Source organism: Alistipes sp. AF14-19, assembly GCF_003461645.1.
GTDB lineage: Bacteria > Bacteroidota > Bacteroidia > Bacteroidales > Rikenellaceae > Alistipes > Alistipes shahii.
Map to the genome: position 1 here is coordinate 47,443 of NZ_QTXM01000013.1, position 18,882 is coordinate 66,324.

17 protein-coding genes and 2 pseudogenes are annotated in these 18,882 nt (G+C 46.6%); 16 read left to right on the forward strand and 3 right to left on the reverse strand.

What is annotated here, in order from left to right:
- Positions 1–68: 68 nt before the first annotated feature.
- From DWW03_RS11385 to DWW03_RS11395, 3 genes are all read left to right on the forward strand, one after another.
- Positions 69–1,985 (forward strand): hypothetical protein, encoded by a 1,917-nt coding sequence (locus DWW03_RS11385; RefSeq protein WP_118406778.1) that lies wholly within the window; start codon positions 69–71, stop codon positions 1,983–1,985.
- 70 nt (positions 1,986–2,055) lie between these two features.
- A complete protein-coding gene (locus DWW03_RS11390; protein ID WP_014775802.1) occupies positions 2,056–2,655 on the forward strand; it encodes a tail fiber domain-containing protein in 600 nt (199 codons plus the stop codon).
- Between the two features lie 113 nt (positions 2,656–2,768).
- Positions 2,769–4,565 carry a S8 family peptidase gene (locus DWW03_RS11395; protein WP_052312790.1) on the forward strand — a complete coding sequence of 599 codons (1,797 nt, stop codon included), beginning with the start codon at positions 2,769–2,771 and terminating at the stop codon, positions 4,563–4,565.
- A gap of 142 nt (positions 4,566–4,707) precedes the next feature.
- On the opposite strand, the gene DWW03_RS11400 is transcribed toward DWW03_RS11395, so the two are convergent.
- The gene (locus tag DWW03_RS11400; protein ID WP_147344313.1) at positions 4,708–5,580 is read right to left on the reverse strand and encodes a hypothetical protein; all 873 of its coding nucleotides are present in this window, start codon (positions 5,578–5,580) and stop codon (positions 4,708–4,710) included.
- 695 nt (positions 5,581–6,275) lie between these two features.
- Between DWW03_RS11400 and DWW03_RS11405 the strand changes: the two genes are divergently transcribed.
- Complete coding sequence (locus tag DWW03_RS11405; protein WP_147344314.1) at positions 6,276–7,313, forward strand: hypothetical protein; 1,038 nt, start codon at positions 6,276–6,278, stop codon at positions 7,311–7,313.
- 257 nt (positions 7,314–7,570) lie between these two features.
- Here DWW03_RS11405 and mobB read toward each other — a convergent pair whose 3' ends face one another.
- Positions 7,571–8,860, reverse strand: a complete 1,290-nt coding sequence (gene mobB, locus DWW03_RS11410) for a conjugal transfer protein MobB (RefSeq protein WP_014775798.1) — start codon at positions 8,858–8,860, stop codon at positions 7,571–7,573.
- Positions 8,845–9,261, reverse strand: a pseudogene (mobC, locus tag DWW03_RS11415) (plasmid mobilization relaxosome protein MobC). Before mobC ends, mobB begins: the two are co-directional and overlap by 16 nt.
- 520 nt (positions 9,262–9,781) lie before the next feature.
- Here mobC and DWW03_RS11420 point away from each other — a divergent pair.
- The 12 genes and pseudogenes from DWW03_RS11420 to DWW03_RS16650 all read left to right on the forward strand — a co-directional run bounded on the left by DWW03_RS11420 (position 9,782) and on the right by DWW03_RS16650 (position 18,876).
- Complete coding sequence (locus DWW03_RS11420) at positions 9,782–10,546, forward strand: ParA family protein (protein ID WP_014775797.1); 765 nt, start codon at positions 9,782–9,784, stop codon at positions 10,544–10,546.
- Positions 10,547–10,548: 2 nt separating this feature from the next.
- Positions 10,549–10,995 carry a DUF3408 domain-containing protein gene (locus DWW03_RS11425; protein ID WP_052312789.1) on the forward strand — a complete coding sequence of 149 codons (447 nt, stop codon included), beginning with the start codon at positions 10,549–10,551 and terminating at the stop codon, positions 10,993–10,995.
- A 1-nt stretch (position 10,996) separates the two neighbouring features.
- Positions 10,997–11,638, forward strand: coding sequence for a hypothetical protein (locus DWW03_RS11430; RefSeq protein ID WP_014775795.1), 642 nt, complete (start codon positions 10,997–10,999; stop codon positions 11,636–11,638).
- Positions 11,639–11,796: 158 nt separating this feature from the next.
- Positions 11,797–12,093, forward strand: a complete 297-nt coding sequence (locus DWW03_RS11435; protein WP_014775794.1) for a DUF4134 domain-containing protein — start codon at positions 11,797–11,799, stop codon at positions 12,091–12,093.
- 2 nt (positions 12,094–12,095) lie between these two features.
- Positions 12,096–12,428, forward strand: a complete 333-nt coding sequence (locus tag DWW03_RS11440; protein ID WP_014775793.1) for a DUF4133 domain-containing protein — start codon at positions 12,096–12,098, stop codon at positions 12,426–12,428.
- A 51-nt stretch (positions 12,429–12,479) separates the two neighbouring features.
- Positions 12,480–14,978 (forward strand): annotated as a pseudogene (locus DWW03_RS11450) (TraG family conjugative transposon ATPase).
- 402 nt (positions 14,979–15,380) lie between these two features.
- Positions 15,381–15,830: a hypothetical protein gene (locus tag DWW03_RS11455; RefSeq protein WP_014775791.1), complete on the forward strand. Its 450-nt coding sequence runs from the start codon at positions 15,381–15,383 to the stop codon at positions 15,828–15,830.
- Positions 15,817–16,188 carry a hypothetical protein gene (locus DWW03_RS11460; protein ID WP_042493584.1) on the forward strand — a complete coding sequence of 124 codons (372 nt, stop codon included), beginning with the start codon at positions 15,817–15,819 and terminating at the stop codon, positions 16,186–16,188. Before DWW03_RS11455 ends, DWW03_RS11460 begins: the two co-directional genes overlap by 14 nt.
- Complete coding sequence (locus tag DWW03_RS11465; protein ID WP_042493581.1) at positions 16,178–16,807, forward strand: DUF4141 domain-containing protein; 630 nt, start codon at positions 16,178–16,180, stop codon at positions 16,805–16,807. The genes DWW03_RS11460 and DWW03_RS11465 overlap by 11 nt, the downstream gene beginning before the upstream one ends.
- Positions 16,808–16,822: 15 nt before the next feature.
- A complete protein-coding gene (gene traJ, locus DWW03_RS11470; protein ID WP_014775788.1) occupies positions 16,823–17,881 on the forward strand; it encodes a conjugative transposon protein TraJ in 1,059 nt (352 codons plus the stop codon).
- Positions 17,882–17,886: 5 nt separating this feature from the next.
- Positions 17,887–18,510 carry a conjugative transposon protein TraK gene (traK, locus tag DWW03_RS11475; protein ID WP_014775787.1) on the forward strand — a complete coding sequence of 208 codons (624 nt, stop codon included), beginning with the start codon at positions 17,887–17,889 and terminating at the stop codon, positions 18,508–18,510.
- Positions 18,511–18,726: 216 nt separating this feature from the next.
- Entirely contained in the window at positions 18,727–18,876 is a 150-nt protein-coding gene (locus tag DWW03_RS16650; protein ID WP_155835658.1) for a hypothetical protein, read from the forward strand.
- The last annotated feature ends 6 nt before the right edge of the window (positions 18,877–18,882 follow it).

Here is an 18,882-nt window from a genome sequence, read left to right on the forward strand (position 1 = left end):
GTTAATAACCATATAAACTACATATCTATGTAGCCGATAACCCAATTATTAACCTAACACATTCAGTTATGAGAAAGCTATTACTGCTATCTGTTGTGTTGTTGTTCTTTGCCGGTTGCAGCAAGGATGAAACAACGAGTTCGGGGCAGGCTGACCAAACGGAAGCCTTTGTTCCGCATTTCTATGGTGCAGCCATGCTGAATACCCCTGCTCCCGCGACCCGTGGCGTTGCGAACGCCATGAAAGTGTGGAGTAAACCTATGGCGGCCAATAACCTGACCGTCAAATTCCTGAATGGTTCGGCCGGCTATCAGGAATATGTTAAGGAAGTAGCTAAAGAGTGGGAGAAGGCTGCCGGTGTCCGTTTCTTTTTCGTCGGAAGTGACAAGCCTGCTACTGTCCGTATCGGCTTCGACTATGTGCCGGGCATGATGTCGAGCTGGTCGTTGACCGGCACCGATCATATGCAGGTTTACGGACAGCAGAGCGAGGCTACAATGCACTTTGCACAATGGCGCCGTGCCGGAGATGCCCAAAAGCGGAGTGACGTACTACGGGCTTTCGGTCAGGTCCTCGGTCTGGAGCTGGAGTTCCGTCACCCGATGTTCCATCCGGCTTGGATAACCAATGCCGACGGCAGTGTAAACGAAACGGCCATTCGGGAGTACTGGGAAAATGAACTGGCGAATTACATTGCCTGGGATGAGTTGAAGAAGATCGTACTCGATCCGCTCGAAGATCAGGCGTTCTTCATCCACAAAACCGAGTACTACGACCAGTGGTCGGTGATGAACTGGCCGTTCTATGAGATGATTGCCCGCAATATTCCGCCCATCGAATTCGACGAGGATTACATAACCGAGTTGTCCGAAAATGATAAGTCATTTGCGCAGTTCCTCTATGGAGAGTCATTCGGAGGTACGCCCCCAGATAATCTATTCGTCCCATTGATCGAGTTCGAATGCACTGGTTCCAGCACAAGATTTTCGGTGACTACAACCAAGAATCTGGGGGTACGCTGGGATGGTGAGGTCTCGAAAGAGTACACTGCCTATGATCTTCCGGACTATACGACGTCTGAGCATACGTTTATGATCAACAAGACATTCGACGAAACGAAAACCCGTAAGATCGTTATCGGCGAGGTGCTGGACTACGGAGAGGCAAAGCCGGATTACAGCTATGCGCTGACCAGATTCGACTTTAAGGGTGCTAATAATGCAGGTGCGATTGACATCAAGCCCGTGAATCATGCGTTAAGCTATATCCGCATTATAGGCGGTTCGGATTTCATTAGTCGGGAGTTCAACTTCACAGGGTACGAATATCTCAAAGAACTGTATTTAGTCAGGATTGGCGACTCAAAGGTTATTTTGGATAATTGTTCGAATCTGGAAACTTTTGCGACAAGTAAAGGAATTTGGAAACCAGGAGAATCATATTCCGAGCCAACTGATCCTATTGACATCGGAGATTATGAGTCTGTGTTCGCATGGCCGGACTATCCGGAATCCTTATATTCGTTAAGCGATACCGGCGGGTTGACAATTCTGAATTGCAATAAACTCAAGCAAATCAGTCTGGAGAATACCCAACTCACGAATTTCAACTTCGGGGATCTTCTTGCTTTGGAATACGTCTATTTGTCCTCTTTCAGTGGTTTCATCGTTGGTGGCACAGATCCTTATGGAAAATTGCTGCTCGATGCGGTCAATACGTTACCCGCAAAAGTAGCCGCCTCAAAAGGATCGATCGTCCTGCGGGGAATTGCCTTCCGGTTGTATCCTTCAGAGAATGAGACAGGAAACGCGATCGGTCCAATCACCCCAGTCCGGCCGAATCCTGTATACGATCAAATTCCCATCGATAGAGTGATATATAATACTATAAATCAAAATCTTCCTGCAAAAAATTGGAATGTTGTATGGGAATCCGGATTTTATCATCCCATTATATATTTAAACAGCACGAATCATAATAACTAAGTAATACCCAAATCCGGGGTTTGGGTAAACCAGACCCCGGATTACTTTTAACCTTAAAAAACTTGAATATATGAAACCTACAACTCTCCATACGCTGCTTTTCACAATTCTATTCTCTGCTGTCAGCATTTTCTCGGCAAATGCACAGCTTACCTATTCCGGAGGCCGCTTGTCGCTGGATACCACCCCTATTGGGAGCTATAAGGTCTCGATAGCCGGAAACGGCGCATATTTCAAACTCCCGTCACAGACGAACTTCTTCCAGATTGACATTTCGTCAGAAAACACCCGGCTGGCGGGGCATGGTGATCAGATCTCTTTCTACAACTCCTCAACGAACAAGTATAACAGCATCAATGTGCTGAATGTTTACTACCACTCCGATGCTCGTGCCAAGACCAATGTTCGTGATTTCTCACAAGGCTTGGAGGTTATCTCGCGGATCAGACCTGTCACCTACAACTTCATTAACGAGGGTAAAAACTATCGCAGGTCTTCTGATCAGGAGATTGGCGTCCTTGCACAAGAGTTGGAGGAGGTCTTACCGGGCGCTGTCATCACGGACAAAGAGGGCAATAAATGCGTCAACTACAACATGTTGATCCCCGTGCTGATCGATGCCGTAAAATCTCTTCAAGCCGAGGTAAATGCCTTGAAAGAGAATCGGTGACAACTCTCGTTAGTCGAGGAACAGGCGGATGCGGGGATGGTAACCCGCTCTGTGCTTCTCAATATAATATCTCTTATATGTCTTAACGAGATATAATTAAAAAACTTGAAACCATGAAAAAAATAATAGGCATTTTCAGTATGCTATTCCTGCTGGCCATTACTCTTGGTTCTTGTACTGACGCTCCTGTCGATGAGCCGGGACAAGACGGCCTGAGTAAGACACGCTCGGCAGGGGCAGATGCGACGTGCTACTACTGGTATAGCGGAGAAAAGATACCCTTGACTCTGAATACTGAATATGTGAATATTGTTGCAGATGATGCGTCGTTGAAATCTTCAAAGACCGGTTCTTCATTTCAAGGGCTGGACTTAGTACAAGAAGATGGCGCTCGGAGCGGGAATGTAGTCAAATATAGATTGACTTCGAAATCGACTGCTACAGACTACTCTAAACTCATAAAAGACCTCAAGCAAAATAAGCAGATTAAACACATTCTGCCATTCTTTAGCCGAGGTGCGAATGCTCAACCCATCGGAACATCCGATATTTTCTATTTGAAATTAAAGGATGAGAAAGATTTCGCCACATTAAAGCTGCTGGCAGAAGAACAGAAAGTTCAGATTGTAAAGGAGGTTCCTTATATGCCTTTGTGGTATATTATGTCTATTCATAACTCCAGCTTCGGCAGTTCGGTAGATGCAAGCAACTACTTCTATGAAACTGGTCATTTCGCAGATGTGGACCCTGCATTTATGTTTGATTTCAAGCCGAACGTTATTCCTAATGATCCGATGTTTGGCCAACTATGGGGATTGAAAAATAATTCTTATCCGGATATTGATATCAATGTTACCGCTGCGTGGGATATAACAAGAGGAGCCGGTGCGAAAGTCGCGGTATTAGATCAGGGGATTGACCGCAGCCACAATGATTTGAATGCCAATCTTCATACCTTGAGCTATGATGCGCAAACGGGCAAATCTCCCAGCGTATTTGTGAATGGATTGAGTCATGGAACACACGTAGCCGGTACTGTTGCCGCCGTATGGAATAATAATCTGCAAGTGGTTGGCGTTGCTCCTGAAGCCAAGATTATCGGAGTTAGTCACGACCTATATTTGTCAACAACATTCTCGGCTGAACTTGCGAGCGGATTTAGCTGGGCATGGCAAAATGGGGCTGATGTACTTACTAATTCTTGGGGCGATCAGGGTGGAGCATTTTACGACACTATGCATAGTGCGATTTTGGAGCAGGCTATTATTGATGCCATGACAAAAGGCCGGGATGGATTAGGGTGTGTAGTAACCTTTGCTGCAGGAAATTATTCTGGAGTTATGGATTATCCCGGCAATTTCCATGATGATATATTAACTGTCGGTTCTATTGACTCAAATGGCAGTAAATCGTCTTTCTCCGGATATGGTACGAAGTTGGATGTTGTGGCTCCCGGATCTAATATTTTGTCTACAATTCCGGGCAATAGCACAGGCCAGAAGAGTGGAACGTCTATGGCTACCCCGCATATTGCGGGTGTAGCAGCTCTCGTAATATCGAAGAACCCTACTTTTACACGCTTGCAAGTGGTAACTGCTATAGAAAAATCAGGGAAAAAGGTCGGAGGTTATTTATATAAAACGACTTCCGGTCGTCCCAATGGGCTATGGGTTGATTACATGGGCTATGGCTTGGTCGATGCTTATGCCGCAGTGAATTACGTTCCTGATAAAATTCTTTTTTACGATCAGCATGTAACGACAGATCAGATTGTTCAGGGTCGTAAAGTGGAGACTAAGAATGTCACTGTTAGTAATAACGCAAAATTGACAATCATAGGAACCGAAAGTGTTACATCGCTTGAGACTTTACATGTAAATGCTGGTTGTAAACTTGAGATACGCAATTAAAGATGCAGCAATTCACTATGATGGAAACCGTTTAAAACGGAGCGGTTTGCCCCATTCATGGTCGGAAGATTTTTCTTCCGGCCATTTTTAGTTTTGAAGTATATTGTAGGGGCTTCGCCCTACTGGCCCTCCCCCGTAAGCCTTATTTCTTTAGTCGGTCGGTAATGATGTCCTTCGCTATATCCCAGATTTCGCCCTTATATTGAACAATAAAGCGAATGAATTGCTTGAACGAAGAGGAACTACATGCCTCTTTCAGGTATTCGAGTTGCGTTTTGGTTCCGGGACTCCAGTTTTTTTGAAGCTCCCGTTCGATCTCTTCTTTCCACTCGGCGATCGTTAGGGGCGACATGAGTTCCAGAAAGTCGGCGGTCTGGTATTTGTCGCCGATCCTATCCACCATGTCGATCATCTTGGTCATCTGCGCCGGTTGTAGGGCGTGCGTTGCTTTGAGAGCGATGTTGACGATACGTTCGGTGCTGATAGTGAAGCGGGATCGGCGCTTGAGTTTAGCCTGAATATCCGTTACGAAACGCAGGAATGCCTCCTTGTTTAACTTTTGGGGATCGTCGTTCAGGATCAGAAATTTATATGCCTGAATCAAAGATTGGGACTCCAAATGAACTTGAAATAGCGCGTTTCTCAGTTTGCTGGCGAAGCGGGCGTCTGCCGTCAGCCATTTCTGTATTATCCAGCAATGAATCTTGGTATTCGCCCGTGTGTAGACGAAATGATAAAGTGAGAGTCCCTGTTTAGGAAATTTAAGCACCAATTCGGCATGCTGAGGCCGGAATACGATTTCCCCGGCCGCAGATTCCAGAATACACAATGTCTCCCCGCAGCTTACACGTAAATCATCGTGGAGCGGCTGATTCGATGTCGAATAGTCGTAAATCGCAGGCAGGAATTTCCCGACAGCCAAAAGAGTGGTCGGGGTGTATCCTTTTTCGCAGTTTTTGACTTTGACGCCCAGGCTGAACAGATGGTCTACAAGCTGATTGGCGTATACTCTCATTCCCGTGAATTCTAAGCCCACTTCATAACGATTAGCCATTTTCCCGTTGCAGAAGAGGCGTCGGAATTTGCTTTGGCAGTTGTAATATTGTTTGCCAATCCTAATCCTAAATCGGGGCAGTTCCTTAAACCTCACGGTATTTTCACCCCGGAAAAACCAGTCTTCTCCGGCGTAACACGGAAGGGCTGGGATGTAATTCAAGGATACTTTGCCGAAGTTGCGGATAAAGTCATTTTCTTCCGGAATCGGAAAGACGGGACGCTTCAACCTCTGAAAGGATGAACACAGACTTCTACAGTCGATGATGGGTATGTGTATGTGTACAAACATCGTTTAAAAAAGGGAGGAGGCCACTAATCACCTCCTCCATGAAACATCTATGAACTGTGAGGTCCACCGACCCATAAAGCCTAATATTTATCAGACCGTGATATAAAGTTAGCGATTATTATTCAGAAAACAGCAAATCTTCAAGTAATTTTCTGATGTGCCGGTTGATATGGGTATTCTATCCGTTTCCACGGTCGAAAGTCTCTGCAGCTACTACGGGCAGGTGTTTGCGTTTTTTTCGAGGTTCTGGATATTAGGATAATTCGGAGATAATTCACTACCTTTGTTTTATGAATACTTTTGACGAAGCCAGGAAATATTTCGAAAAGTTCGTGCAGAACCATTCCCGTGAATACTTCGAGAGTATGAAGGAATACGGTAGTCGTTCGTATGGAGAATTTATAAACAGCAGTGAAATCATCCAAACATCACGGGATATTGCTCATAATTTAAGGGAGGAGTTTTGTGATTTAGAGATAGGCAATCATTTTGTAAGCCCGAAGCATCTTATCGATACCGTCAAGAACTTAAAGAATTATCTTCAGTCGAAAGATGCTGTTTTCAAAAAGACGATCGATTACTATACTAAGCGTGAAGGATCGCTTCCACTGCCTGTTTCCGGCATTGAAATCATGCGTCAGGAAACAATCGAAGCTTGCAACCATTTTTTGAAATTAGTGGACGAGGAGCAGCAGAAGGATCAGGAACAGGAGCAAAAGAATGCCCATAGCCGGGACGACAAGCCGCTTCAAGTTAATATCAACGTGAATAACCAAGTTCAGGCGCAAGCCGCGGCACAGGCACAATCCCAGATTCAAAATAACGCGGGAAAGAATAGCGATGACTATGCGATTGTCGTAAGGTACATGGAAAATATAACTTGCAAAGAATTATGGAAATTACTTGGCCGGGTTAAAGTTAAATCTCTGTGGTCTATTATTACGGCAGTTAGTTTTATATTTTCGGCTGGTTATGGGTTCTGTTTTGTTGTGAATAAAATGAAGGATTCGAAGCCCGACAGTGTGCAAACAGTAGTTCCATCTATCCCCCGTGTTTCGAATTTGCCTTCTGAATCCGAAGAAAAGAATAATATGCTTGAATTAGACATAACGTCGGATGAAGCTGTAGCTGTCTGGGGAGGGGAAGTTATGATAACTATGGAATTCAACTCTATTTATAATAACCTGATCTTCTCAGGCATAGTTGGCTGGACAAAGGCCCCGGAATCCAGTCAACCGTATTATTCAGAACAAGAATGTCCGGTAAAAAAGGGAGAGAAAGTTGTTATTAAAAGAAAAAACGGTGAAAGATGGGTTATAAATATCCTGAGAACGGGTGTCAGTTCGGTTAAAATAGCCATGATTCCCTATATACTGCCCCAAGAACTGAAACCTGTAAAGTGATTATTATATGATACCGTCAGAGCCAATGGGCATGAGTTGCCCCGTATGCAGTGGTTATATTCCTTTATCGGTAGAACAATTACTCAAGGCTGATAATATCGTCTGTCCGCATTGCGGCCTACGGTTGCATGTTGACCGTCAAAAGCTGGGAACAGGGGATAAAAAAATCACCTAATCCGGGCGTGTACCGGAGAATCCAAAATGTAAGCTGTCTATGACAGCTTTTTTTGTAAGCCTGCTTTAAGTTTTGACGGGTATTATTTCAAGTGCCGGCGTTTTTTCTTCTTTTTTCTTCGTTGGTATTCCTGCGCCCATTCATCCCAATAATCGGGTCTGGATGCCTCGTTGAGCAGCACGGAGAATAAATCCAGGTCCGGGAATATGTCGGATATGGCTCCAAAGTCGTGCGATTGCTGCGTGAACCAGTCATTTCCCGTGTCGGAGCTCTGCTGCGAACGCTCCGCACGGTTCTGAGGCTCAGTGGCCGGAGCCTTGGTAAACAGTTCTTGGAAGCGGTTGGCCGCAAAAGCCTTGTCGAGCCGGGAGCCGTTTATAACAAGTCCGTTCCTATGGTCGATGAATGTAACGCCGTAGATTCTGTTTTCATGTTCGGCGCTTCGATGGAAGACTACTGATATTCCACCCGGACGTATCGCCGCTGCAAATTCCTCAGTAGTCCGGGCGGTCTTCATCGCCTCACGGATTGTTATCCGTGTCGGCTCCAACTTCTGTTTGTTACCGGCGATCCATCGTTTGGTTTTGCTGTATTCCTTTTGCAGTGCCTTATAGCCGAATTTCTTGCTAATACGGCTTGACTTGATGGGTTTTCCTACCCGTTGGCCGTGTTCATCCAAGGCTCCGTATATAATGCCGGCATAGGGACGGCCTTCGACTTCTCCCTTGCATTCCTCCATCCAGATGTTGAAGATTTTCAGCAGGGTCGTAAATTCGCCTTTAGAACTGAATCGGTAGCGGTCCGTCAGGTTGTTGAGTACGGAAGATAGCTGCGCTTTGAGGTTGCTCTGCGCGTATTCGACCTTGCGCAGTTCCTCGAAAGCTGCGGACTGCTGGCCCTGAACGGTCGGAATAAGGTTGAATTCGCGTTCTATTTCTTCGGTCAGGGCCTTCGATCGTTTCTTGTATTCGAAAGAGTCGATCGTCGTGCCGTCGGGTTTTATCCGTGTCGAAACGATGTGGTAATGCTTGCGTTCGATGTCGTTGTGTTCGAAAATGACATAGGGCTGATCCCCATAGCCCATGCGCTCCATGTAGTAATGAGCTATTTCAAGCATTTTCATCTCGTCTATCCGGTCTTTTGGATTGGGGTTTAACGAGACATGAAAGACCGGTTCCCCGAGTCTGGGCCGGGGATGCGTCATCCAGGGGCGGAATGCTTCGCTCAGGCGGCGGATGTCGATCTTGCCGTCTTGGGGAACGATGGGCAGGTTGTGGCACAGGACGACCCGTGCTTCGCCTTTGTCGGTCTTGAACTTGTTGTAGAAAAGCACCCCTTCGATATGTGCGCCGTGGTTTATTCGGGCAACCATTGTTTGCGCAGTTCTTCGGTCAGGGATGCGATCTTTTCGCTCAGGGCTTTGAGCTGGCGTGTGTAGCCGATGAGCATGTCGAGCTGCACGGGGATCGCCTGCTCCGAAAAGTGGGTGTTCACTTGCTTTACGATCTGGTTATAGTTGTTCCCTATTCGGGAGAACTGCCAGTAGAAATCATTCAGCCGCGCGACATATTTTGCGCCTGTAGGATCGCTTTTATAGACCCGGAACTCTCATCCGAACAGACGTGCGAGGATGAATTTCGAGATGTTTTCCCGGTAGCCGGCTTCTTCGAGCATCTTCCGGAAATGTAGTTCCTGTTCATCGTTGAGCTTGAAATTATACCTGTGAGTTTTGGGGTCTTTGGCCTTCGGACGCCCCGATTTTCCATTTGCCATAGTAATTTTTTTATAGGTTATGCGACTTTGGAGCGAAAACCAGCCCGGACGACTTCGGAGTCCGGGCCTTTTTGTATGCCGCAAATATTTGCGGCATACAAAAACACAGCTCGCTATCGGCAGGCGCCGATAGAATCCGCTTATTCAGCGGATTATTCCCGGCGGCGGCCAGCGTGCCGCCGCTCATCGGATGCGGTATCGTTCTCATGTGCAATGTTAGGGATAAAAAATCAACTGCACAAGAGACGATTGCGGACTGGGAGTGTCATTGAGTGACATACTGAATCAGGGCTTCGATTCCTGCTTTTCTTTGTGCCGGATGATGTGGATGCGTGCAGGTCGCTGTATGAATTGAGGTCGTTGGAAGCAGGCCGTTCATGCAGTGAATTCAGTTCACGCACTGCATTCAGTGAATACGATGCATTCAGTGAAATGAATGATCGGGGTTCACGGCGGTCATTGCCTGCATGCAGTGCAATGACAGCATTCCACTCAACGGAATCAATATATGAATTCAGCTATGAAAAACAAACCTCATTTCATCTCTATCTGCAGTCAGAAAGGCGGCGTCGGGAAATCTACTTTTACAATTCTTCTTGCGGGAATGCTTCATTATCGTCTCGGCCGGCGTGTTGTAGTCGCGGATTGCGACTACCCCCAGTGGAGCATTCTTGAACAGCGCCGCCGGGAGTTGGAAATCCTCGACCGCTCGGATTATTACAAACTGATGATGATTCGGCAGTATAAAGCTACAGGGCGGAAGATTTGGCCTGTACTTGAATGCCGGGCCGCCACAGCCTTGACTACAGTTAAAACCTTCCTCGATTCTACTGATGAGGAGTACGATTACGTTTTTTTCGATCTCCCGGGCACTACTGCGACCAAGGGGGTTCTACCCCTTATTGCCGGCTTGGAGCGGATTTTCATCCCGCTGAAAGCTGATAAGATGATTATGGAGAGCAGTGTAACTTTTGCCCGCACCATTGCGGAGTCTTTTATTCCCAGCGAGAAGTCGGAAATCAAAGGAGTGCATCTTTTTTGGTCGATGATCGATCGCCGTGAACGCACGCCACTATACGATCTGTACGAGAAGGCTTTGGCCGCATTCGGGCTCCCGATGATGCAAACCAACATCCCGCAGCGCCTTCGTTTCAGTAAAGAATTGCGGCCCGAAGGCGGCGCTATATGCCGTTCGACGCTTTTCCCCGGTGAGCGGTCTTTCGTTGCGGAGTGCTGTCTCGATTCTCTGTGTGCTGAAATCTGCAAAATCGTCGAGGAGGAATAGGCATGGCAGGAAAGAAAAAATTGGAGGAGATTGATCTTGATGAAATCCTCCTGCGAGAAGTGGCGTCGCGCCGCAGTCCTTCGGGCTCCGTGCTGAATAATCCCACGGCGCAAACCGGCAAGACCGACTCTGCGAACAGAACCGAAGAGAATGTACAGCAAGAGGTGAAAGGGGCTGTTACTGAACAAAGACCTCCTCAACCAGCGAAACCTCGCCCTATATCGAGCTATGAGCGGCTTTTCCTCTGCGAACATGTCGTGCAGCAGCGCAGTGCAATATACATCAGTTCAAAGACTAAAGAGAAACTCTCAGATGTAGTACGCCGGTTGGGATGGAGCAGGATTTCAGTCACATCCTTTGCCGAAAATATCCTTGCCCATCATCTTGAATTGTTTCGGGATGAGATTAACAGATTGCATCGTCAGAAGAATACGAAAGACATATTGTAGCATGAAGACAATCCTAATAATACTCTTGGGAAGCCTTTCTACATATCTCTATGTAGACAAGTTCCTGTTTAAAGGAAAACTCGCACAACTTTTCTTTGACGGATGGCGGTCTTTGCTTCGGGAATGGTTCGGTCCTATACTCCGATTTTCCTGCCGCAGTTCGCCCGAACAACCCTTGGCGTCTCCCGAACAGGAGGTAATATCTACGCTGACGGACGATAATCTGGTTGAAAAGAAGCGGTATGTTTCACGCCAGAAAGAGCCAACGGGTGACATCGGCCCGAAAAGAGAACCAAAAACTGCCGGGGATGATACATTTGCAGCCACGACGAAGGTTGAGCAGGAGCCGCGGATCATGGAATGGAGGGCTCCGGCCTTTCAGAGAACGCAGACACCCCGCCCTGCAGAAAAGAAACAGCCGCAGAGGTGGGAAGACAAAGGTTTTGCTGCGGCGCGATTTGTTCCTGTCAATGGCGGTGACGGAGAGGAGGAGATTATCGAGATCATCGATGAAGAACAAATTCGCCGGGAAGTTGCCGAACAGTTGGAACTTGCACAAGCCGATGAACAACGGGACCTGCTGGAACCTACGGATGAAGAGAAGTACGGCATTGATAATTTCGATGCAGGTGCTTACAGTTAAATTGTTAAACCCAAAAACTACGAAGCGATGAAAATGCTCTATTTCGATTCAGGCTGACTGACCTGAACGCACTAACGAAGACTGACGACCGCAGGCCGCCAATCTTCCGAAGTGCGCGGTCTGCGGTTTTTAATAATTTTAAAACGCAGACATAAAAAATGAATAAAAAACTGATTTTGACTTTGATGGCCGTCGTTCTTGCCAGCGCAGCTATGGCTCAGGGCAATGGTATTAAAGGCATCACGGATGCCACCTCAATGGTTACGAGTTATTTTGCGCCTTTAACGAAATTAATTTATGCCGTAGGCGCTGTCGTTGGCTTGATCGGCGGCATCAAAGTCTATCAAAAGTTCTCGTCGGGAGACCCGGACACTTCAAAAACGGCTGCCAGTTGGTTTGGAGCCTGCATTTTCCTTGTAATCGTGGGTGTCGTTCTCGAATCGTTCTTCCTCTAACGATGGCCGAGTACATGATTAATAAAGGCGTTGGCAAACAAGTTGAATTTAAAGGACTCAGAGCGCAGTATGTCTTCATTTTCGCCGGAGGATTGTTAGGCGTATTTGTCCTTTTTGTCGTCTTGTACATGATGGGCGCACCTCCTGTAGTATGTATCACCATTGCATTGGTATTGGGTACTGCGCTGGTCTGGTTCACTTTTCATTTGAACGCCGAATATGGGGCTCACGGGCTGATGAAACTTGCTGCGCGGCATCGGTTTCCCCGGAGGATAAGTTCTCGGAAAACCCTTGTAAGGCTCATCGCCAGAACGAGCGGAATCCGGGACCTTTAGCTGTCGATAAGAGGTTCAAATGCCTGAAAAGGATTAATATCCCAAACACTTATGAAAAGCATTTTGAAAAAAAATACATTGGAAGATAAGTTTCCAATCATGGCTGTCGAACATGGCTGCATCGTCAGTAAAGAGGCTGATGTAACGGTCGCATTTCGGGTTGAACTGCCGGAACTGTTTTCCGTGACCACCAAAGAATACGAAGCGATTCATGCTACCTGACTGAAAGCAATCAAAGTCCTACCCGATTACTCCGTTGTTCATAAACAGGACTGGTTTCTGTCGCAAAAGTATCGGCCGGAGAATCGGGATGGCGATCAAAGTTTCCTCTCCCGCTCTTTTGAACGGCATTTCAATGAACGGCCTTACCTTGAGCATGCCTGTTACCTTTTCCTGACGAAGACAACCAAAGAGCGTATCAGCCAGCAGAGCAATTTCACGACGTTGTGCCGGGGTTTTATCATTCCAAAGGAGATTCGTGATCCCGAAGCTATAAGCCGTTTTCTGGATGCCGTAGGTCAGGCCGAGAGCATTATCCGTGAAAGCGGTCTGATTGGAATCCGGCGTCTTACGACCGAAGAGATTCTTGGGGATGAAAAGACTCCGGGAATCCTGAACCAGTATTTCACGCTCAACTTCGAACATTCGGTAAACGAGGATATAAAGCTCGATCCGGGGCGAATGATGATCGGGGACAAGATCCTCTGTATGCATACGCTCACCGATTTGGATGACCTGCCCCAGCAGGTCGGAACGGACACCCGTTACGAGCGGCTTTCTACCGATCGCAGTGATTGCCGTCTTTCTTTTGCCGCACCCGTTGGGTTGTTGCTCGGATGCGATCACGTTTACAATCAGTTTATCTTTCTGGAGAACCACGAAGAGATTCTCGAACGCTTCGAACGCATGGGACGTAATATGAATTCCTTGTCGCAGTATTCCCGGTCGAATGCCGTGAACAAGGAGTGGATCGATCTGTATCTTTCGGAAGCTCATGTAGGTAATCTTCGTTCCGTTCGCTGCCATTGTAATGTGATGACTTGGGCGGAGAATGAAGACGATCTCAAGCGTATCCGCAATGACGTTGGAGCCCAGCTCGCACTTTTGGGTTGCACGCCCCATCACAATACGGTTGATGTTCCGGCATTGTTCTGGGGCGCTATTCCGGGTAATGAAGCGGATTTTCCCGCTGAGGAATCATTTTATACCTTTTTGGAGCCGGCTTTATGCTTTTTCACCGCAGAGACAAATTACCGCAGCAGTCCGTCACCCTTCGGGATCAAAATGGTCGATCGGCATACTGGAATTCCCATACATCTCGACATCTCGGATTTGCCGATGAAACGAGGTATAATCCAGAACAGAAATAAATGTATCGTCGGGCCTTCGGGGAGTGGCAAGTCGTTTATTACCAATCATTTAGTTCGTCAATACTGGGAGCAGGGAGCGCATATTGTACTTGTTGACACTGGTAATTCGTACAAAGGATTGTGTGAACTTGTGAATCAAAAGACGCATGGGAAGGACGGCATCTATTTTACCTATACCGACGAAAACCCGATCTGCTTCAATCCGTTTTATACGGATGACGGGATTTTCGACATTGAGAAACGAGAGTCTATCAAAACCTTGATTCTGACTCTGTGGAAACGCGAGAATGAACCGCCGACGCGGGCCGAGGAGGTAGCTCTTTCCAATGCCGTTAATCTCTATCTGGCCGAACTGAGAAAGGATTCTGAACTGATTCCTTCGTTTAACACGTTTTATGAATTCGTGGGCAGCGATTACCGGCGGCTTCTGCGGCAGAAAAATGTCCGGGAAAAAGATTTCGATGTCGATGGATTTCTCAATGTGCTTGAACCCTACTACAAGGGTGGCGAGTATGACTATCTTCTCAACTCCGACAAACAGTTGGATTTGCTCTCAAAACGTCTTGTGATCTTTGAGTTAGATAATATTAAGGATCACAAAATCCTATTCCCGATCGTAACGCTCATCATCATGGAAACCTTCATCAATAAGATGCGACGGTTACAGGGCGTGCGAAAGGTTATTCTCATCGAGGAAGCGTGGAAGGCTATCGCCAAGGAAGGTATGGCGGAGTATCTGAAATATCTCTATAAGACTGTCCGCAAGTATTTTGGAGAAGCTATTACCGTAACGCAGGAAGTCGATGATATTATTTCTTCTTCCATTGTAAAAGACTCGATCATCAACAATGCAGATTGCAAGATTCTTCTCGATCAGCGTAAGTACATGACAAAGTTCGACGGCATCCAAAGCCTGCTGGGACTTTCGGACAAGGAGAAGGCCCAGATCCTATCTATCAACCTTTCGAACGATCCCTCGCGGCTGTACAAAGAGGTGTGGATCGGTTTGGGCGGGGTGCAATCCGCAGTCTATGCTACGGAGGTCTCGGCAGAGGAATACTTGACATACACGACCGAAGAGGTTGAGAAAGTCGAGGTTTTCAACCTCGCCAAGAAGATGAACGGAGACATCGAGGGAGCTATTCGTATTTTGGCAGATAAGAGGCGCAATTCAGAATAACAAACGATCATGTTACAGAAAACCGAATTATCCCGAAAGACGAAAATGTGGCTTTGGGCTATCACAGGTCTCTGAACGTTTATAATCTGTGCAGCTTCCCTCGCATGGTGGTCTGCATCCCATTGTCGGAATAAGAATGCCGCGTTATGCGGGGTATGAGATGCTGTTCTTCCGCGTGGAAGGCTCACTATTTCGCGCGAAGATGACCATTATATAGTTGTCTTCGGGGACTCAAAAGATACTTGGTATAGGTTGCATCATTGGCTAAGGCCCTATTATTTTCAAGACGGAAGGCGGATTTATGTCTGGCTCTCGGAATCAGGGAATAATTTACTACTCGTGCCAGGGTGTAGTTATCGCAGAATAAAATCAACACAAATAACCCAATAAAAACTCAATGCTATGGATAAGAAAAATAATAATCCGGAAAAATTCGCAGAACTTCTTGCTGCCTACCGGAAAGGACATGCGGAGCAGGGGCAATTCCTGTCGTATGTGGATCGATTAAGCGCACAGGTGCGTAATAACACGATTTGCGGCAGTTGGATCGCTCAGGACGGGGGCTGCTCGCTGCTGATTCGCAGTATCGAGGACGGTTTCTCCCTCATGCTCTGCGACAATACGCGCTGCTACAAGACGATTATTCGCCAGATGACGGCCCTCGCTCAGGGACGCCGTGTGGTGATTGTTTCCGAGGGACCGGGCGGAGACATTACGATCGGCAAAGACGGGCTGCTTCGATGCGGAGCCTACGGTATTTTCCGTAGTGAAGAAGACATGCTCCGTGAGGAGATGGATAGCGAAATGGAATTTGCAGTACGGTCGGCAACCGAAGACGATGGGACGTTCTAAGGAAATACTCGATTTATTCGAGTCGCTTATAAAGACGATACGGTCGATGCGGGGGCAATATTTACTGCAGACCGCATCGACCCGTGAGCTGCTTTGCGGTGAATGGGAACGTAAAGACTCTACGGTTTCTTTCAGAATCTATATAGAGGACGGGAAGTATTATATCGAATTCCGCTATGGGAACAAGATTAATAACTATAAGAAATGCCTATCCTCTGAGCTGCTGGAAGATAAAGAAGGGAATCTCTATGCCGATTTTATGAATCAGGGCATTGGTTACGATCCCAAACAGGATTTGCTTCTGGTTGAAGACTACGGAGCGTTCAAACGAAAAATGGAAACAGAACATGAAAAATAAAATTAGTGTTATGCTGGTCGCCCTCGTCCTTATTTCGGGGGCGGCCCGGGCCCAGTGGCCTGTAACGGACCTTGCCGGTTTAACGCAAAGTATCATCAATTCGTCGAATGAGATGGTGCAGACATCCTCTACGGCACAGACGATGGTTCAGAATTTTCAGGAGACTCAGAAGATTTATGACCAGAGTAAGAAATACTATGATACGCTGAAAAAAGTAAAAAACCTTGTTCGCAGCGCCCGGAAGGTCCAGCAGTGTATTCTTTTTGTGGGAGAAATTTCGGATATGTATGTCTCGAACTATCAGCTCATGCTTTCCGACAAGAACTTTTCCGTGAGGGAACTTGCTGCTATCGCTTCGGGATATACACGAATTCTTCAGGGAAGTGCCAACACGCTAAAGGATTTGCAGGGTATCATCAATCCCTCGGATTTGTCGATGACGGACAAAGATCGCTTGGATGTGGTTGATAAAACCTATGCCGAATTACTGCGGTTACGGAATTTAACGAGCTACTATACCCGGCAGAATCTTTCTGTGTCCTATATAAGGGCGAGGAAGTCGAATGATATGGAGCGGACATTATCCCTGTACGGCACAGATGAGGATAAGTATTGGTAATAAAAGACGATGATTATGATGATCCCTTTAGTATCTTTTGAAAGCCTGCATGAAATTCTGCGTAAGCTCTTCGATTCGATGCTTCCGTTATGTGAAAGAATGACTGTCATGGCGTCGGCAATAGCATGTATCGGTGCGTTGCTATACATATCTTATCGGGTATGGCAGTCTATTGCGCGTGCTGAGCCCATTGATGTTTTTCCGTTGTTACGACCTTTTGCCATGTGCATTTGCATCATCTTTTTCAATACATTGGTTATCGGCGGTCTCAACGGAATACTATCCCCGATTGTTAAAGCCACGCACTCTCTTCTTCAAGGCCAGACTTTCAGTATGAATCAATATCAGGCGGATAAAGACAAACTCGAAAAAGAAATCATGCTCAAGGACCCGACACAGGCTTATTTGGTCTCGGATGAAGAGTTTGACCGGCAAATTGATGAACTGGGCTGGATGCCACCGGATTTGAATGCAATGTCGCAGTTGCATCAGGATAGATATTGGTTTGGGATACGCGGTCTCATTGTCATGGCTTTTAGATGGCTTTTGGAAACGCTTTTCGAAGCGGCTTCGTTGGTTATCGATACGATCCGGACATTTTACCTTATTGTACTGGCTATTCTGGGCCCTCTGGTCTTTGCTATAGCATCGTTCGATGGCTTTCAGGCTTCATTGGCACAGTGGCTCACAAAGTATATCGGCGTATATTTATGGTTGCCGGTTGCTGATATTTTCGGTGCTATTCTGGCCCGCCTGCAAACACTATCGCTTCAAAAAGATTTGGAGTTGATGAGTACTGATCCCTGGTATTTTATCAATATGGACGGTACTGTTTATCTGGTATTTCTGCTGATCGGTATCTGTGGTTATTTTACCGTTCCTACTGTTGCATCATGGATTGTGCAGGCCGGAGGTTTCAACAGTTATAATAATCTCGTTACTCAAGGGGGTAAATGGCTCGGTGGCTTTGCTATGGGTTCTATTACTGGTGCTGGAAAGTACATCAAGGGGCAAGGTAAAAGGATTGCCGAGGAAGAGCGAAAATTCAAAATGAGACACCCTAATATAAAGTAAGCAAAATGGAATTTAAAGCACTGAAAAATATAGAGAGCAGTTTCCGGCAAATCCGTTTGTATGCAATCATTTTTCTGGGTTGCTGTATGCTCCTGACGGTTTTGGTTGTGTGGAGGTCCTACAGCTTTGCCGAAGCGCAGCGTCAGAAAATCTATGTTCTGGATCAAGGCCGGAGCTTGATGCTGGCGCTCTCACAGGATTTACAACAAAACCGGCCTGTTGAGGCACGGGAACATGTCCGACGTTTTCACCTGTTATTCTTCGATCTCTCGCCGGATAAAAGCGCTATTGAAGGCAATCTTACAAAAGCTCTTTTGCTGGCCGATAAAAGCGCAATGAGTTACTACCGCGATTTAATGGAGAAGGGCTATTTCAATCGGCTGATAGCCGGAAATATCATCCAGAAAGTCGAGGTTGACAGCATCCGCTGTGATTTCACGAATTACCCGTATCAGGTGAAAACTTATGCCCGGCAACGTATTTTACGTGAGAGCAGTGTTACTGAGCGAAGTCTCGTTACGACATGCCAGTTGGTAAACGCGACACGTTCAGATAATAATCCGCAAGGGTTCCTGATCGAGCGATTCAACATCATTGAAAACAAAGACCTCGGAACCTATGACCGCTAAAAGAATACTGCTCATGCCTCGCATCTGGATAAGAAGGAGCAAGGCGAAGGTAAAGGCGTTTTTAGACCGCCGTACACAACGAGAACGGCTGTGGATAATCGTTGGGATGTTGGTGATTTTTGCAGTTCTCGACATTTGGCAGCTTATCGATGGGCTGTCTACGGAGAGGCCGCAGAAGCAGATGGAACATATACAATCAATTAAACCGTAAATAAAATGGCAGATAATAAAACTGATGTAAAAAAGGGTTCGTCCGATAATATTCAGAAGGACCCGCAAAAGGAACAACGGAAAAAGACCGTTCTGGCCGCTTTGATTTTGCTCGTGCCGTTCCTTGGTTGTATGTATTTGATTTTCGGCGGCTGAAGTAAG

What these genes read in the sequence shown, in the direction of transcription:
- DWW03_RS11385 (WP_118406778.1), top strand. Translation starts at nt 69, where the DNA reads ATGAGAAAGCTATTACTGCTATCTGTTGTGTTGTTGTTCTTTGCCGGT.
- DWW03_RS11390 (WP_014775802.1), top strand. Translation starts at nt 2,056, where the DNA reads ATGAAACCTACAACTCTCCATACGCTGCTTTTCACAATTCTATTCTCT.
- DWW03_RS11395 (WP_052312790.1), top strand. Translation starts at nt 2,769, where the DNA reads ATGAAAAAAATAATAGGCATTTTCAGTATGCTATTCCTGCTGGCCATT.
- DWW03_RS11400 (WP_147344313.1), bottom strand. Translation starts at nt 5,580, where the DNA reads ATGAGAGTATACGCCAATCAGCTTGTAGACCATCTGTTCAGCCTGGGC.
- DWW03_RS11405 (WP_147344314.1), top strand. Translation starts at nt 6,276, where the DNA reads ATGAAGGAATACGGTAGTCGTTCGTATGGAGAATTTATAAACAGCAGT.
- mobB (WP_014775798.1), bottom strand. Translation starts at nt 8,860, where the DNA reads ATGGTTGCCCGAATAAACCACGGCGCACATATCGAAGGGGTGCTTTTC.
- DWW03_RS11420 (WP_014775797.1), top strand. Translation starts at nt 9,782, where the DNA reads ATGAAAAACAAACCTCATTTCATCTCTATCTGCAGTCAGAAAGGCGGC.
- DWW03_RS11425 (WP_052312789.1), top strand. Translation starts at nt 10,549, where the DNA reads ATGGCAGGAAAGAAAAAATTGGAGGAGATTGATCTTGATGAAATCCTC.
- DWW03_RS11430 (WP_014775795.1), top strand. Translation starts at nt 10,997, where the DNA reads ATGAAGACAATCCTAATAATACTCTTGGGAAGCCTTTCTACATATCTC.
- DWW03_RS11435 (WP_014775794.1), top strand. Translation starts at nt 11,797, where the DNA reads ATGAATAAAAAACTGATTTTGACTTTGATGGCCGTCGTTCTTGCCAGC.
- DWW03_RS11440 (WP_014775793.1), top strand. Translation starts at nt 12,096, where the DNA reads ATGGCCGAGTACATGATTAATAAAGGCGTTGGCAAACAAGTTGAATTT.
- DWW03_RS11455 (WP_014775791.1), top strand. Translation starts at nt 15,381, where the DNA reads ATGGATAAGAAAAATAATAATCCGGAAAAATTCGCAGAACTTCTTGCT.
- DWW03_RS11460 (WP_042493584.1), top strand. Translation starts at nt 15,817, where the DNA reads ATGGGACGTTCTAAGGAAATACTCGATTTATTCGAGTCGCTTATAAAG.
- DWW03_RS11465 (WP_042493581.1), top strand. Translation starts at nt 16,178, where the DNA reads ATGAAAAATAAAATTAGTGTTATGCTGGTCGCCCTCGTCCTTATTTCG.
- traJ (WP_014775788.1), top strand. Translation starts at nt 16,823, where the DNA reads ATGATGATCCCTTTAGTATCTTTTGAAAGCCTGCATGAAATTCTGCGT.
- traK (WP_014775787.1), top strand. Translation starts at nt 17,887, where the DNA reads ATGGAATTTAAAGCACTGAAAAATATAGAGAGCAGTTTCCGGCAAATC.
- DWW03_RS16650 (WP_155835658.1), top strand. Translation starts at nt 18,727, where the DNA reads ATGGCAGATAATAAAACTGATGTAAAAAAGGGTTCGTCCGATAATATT.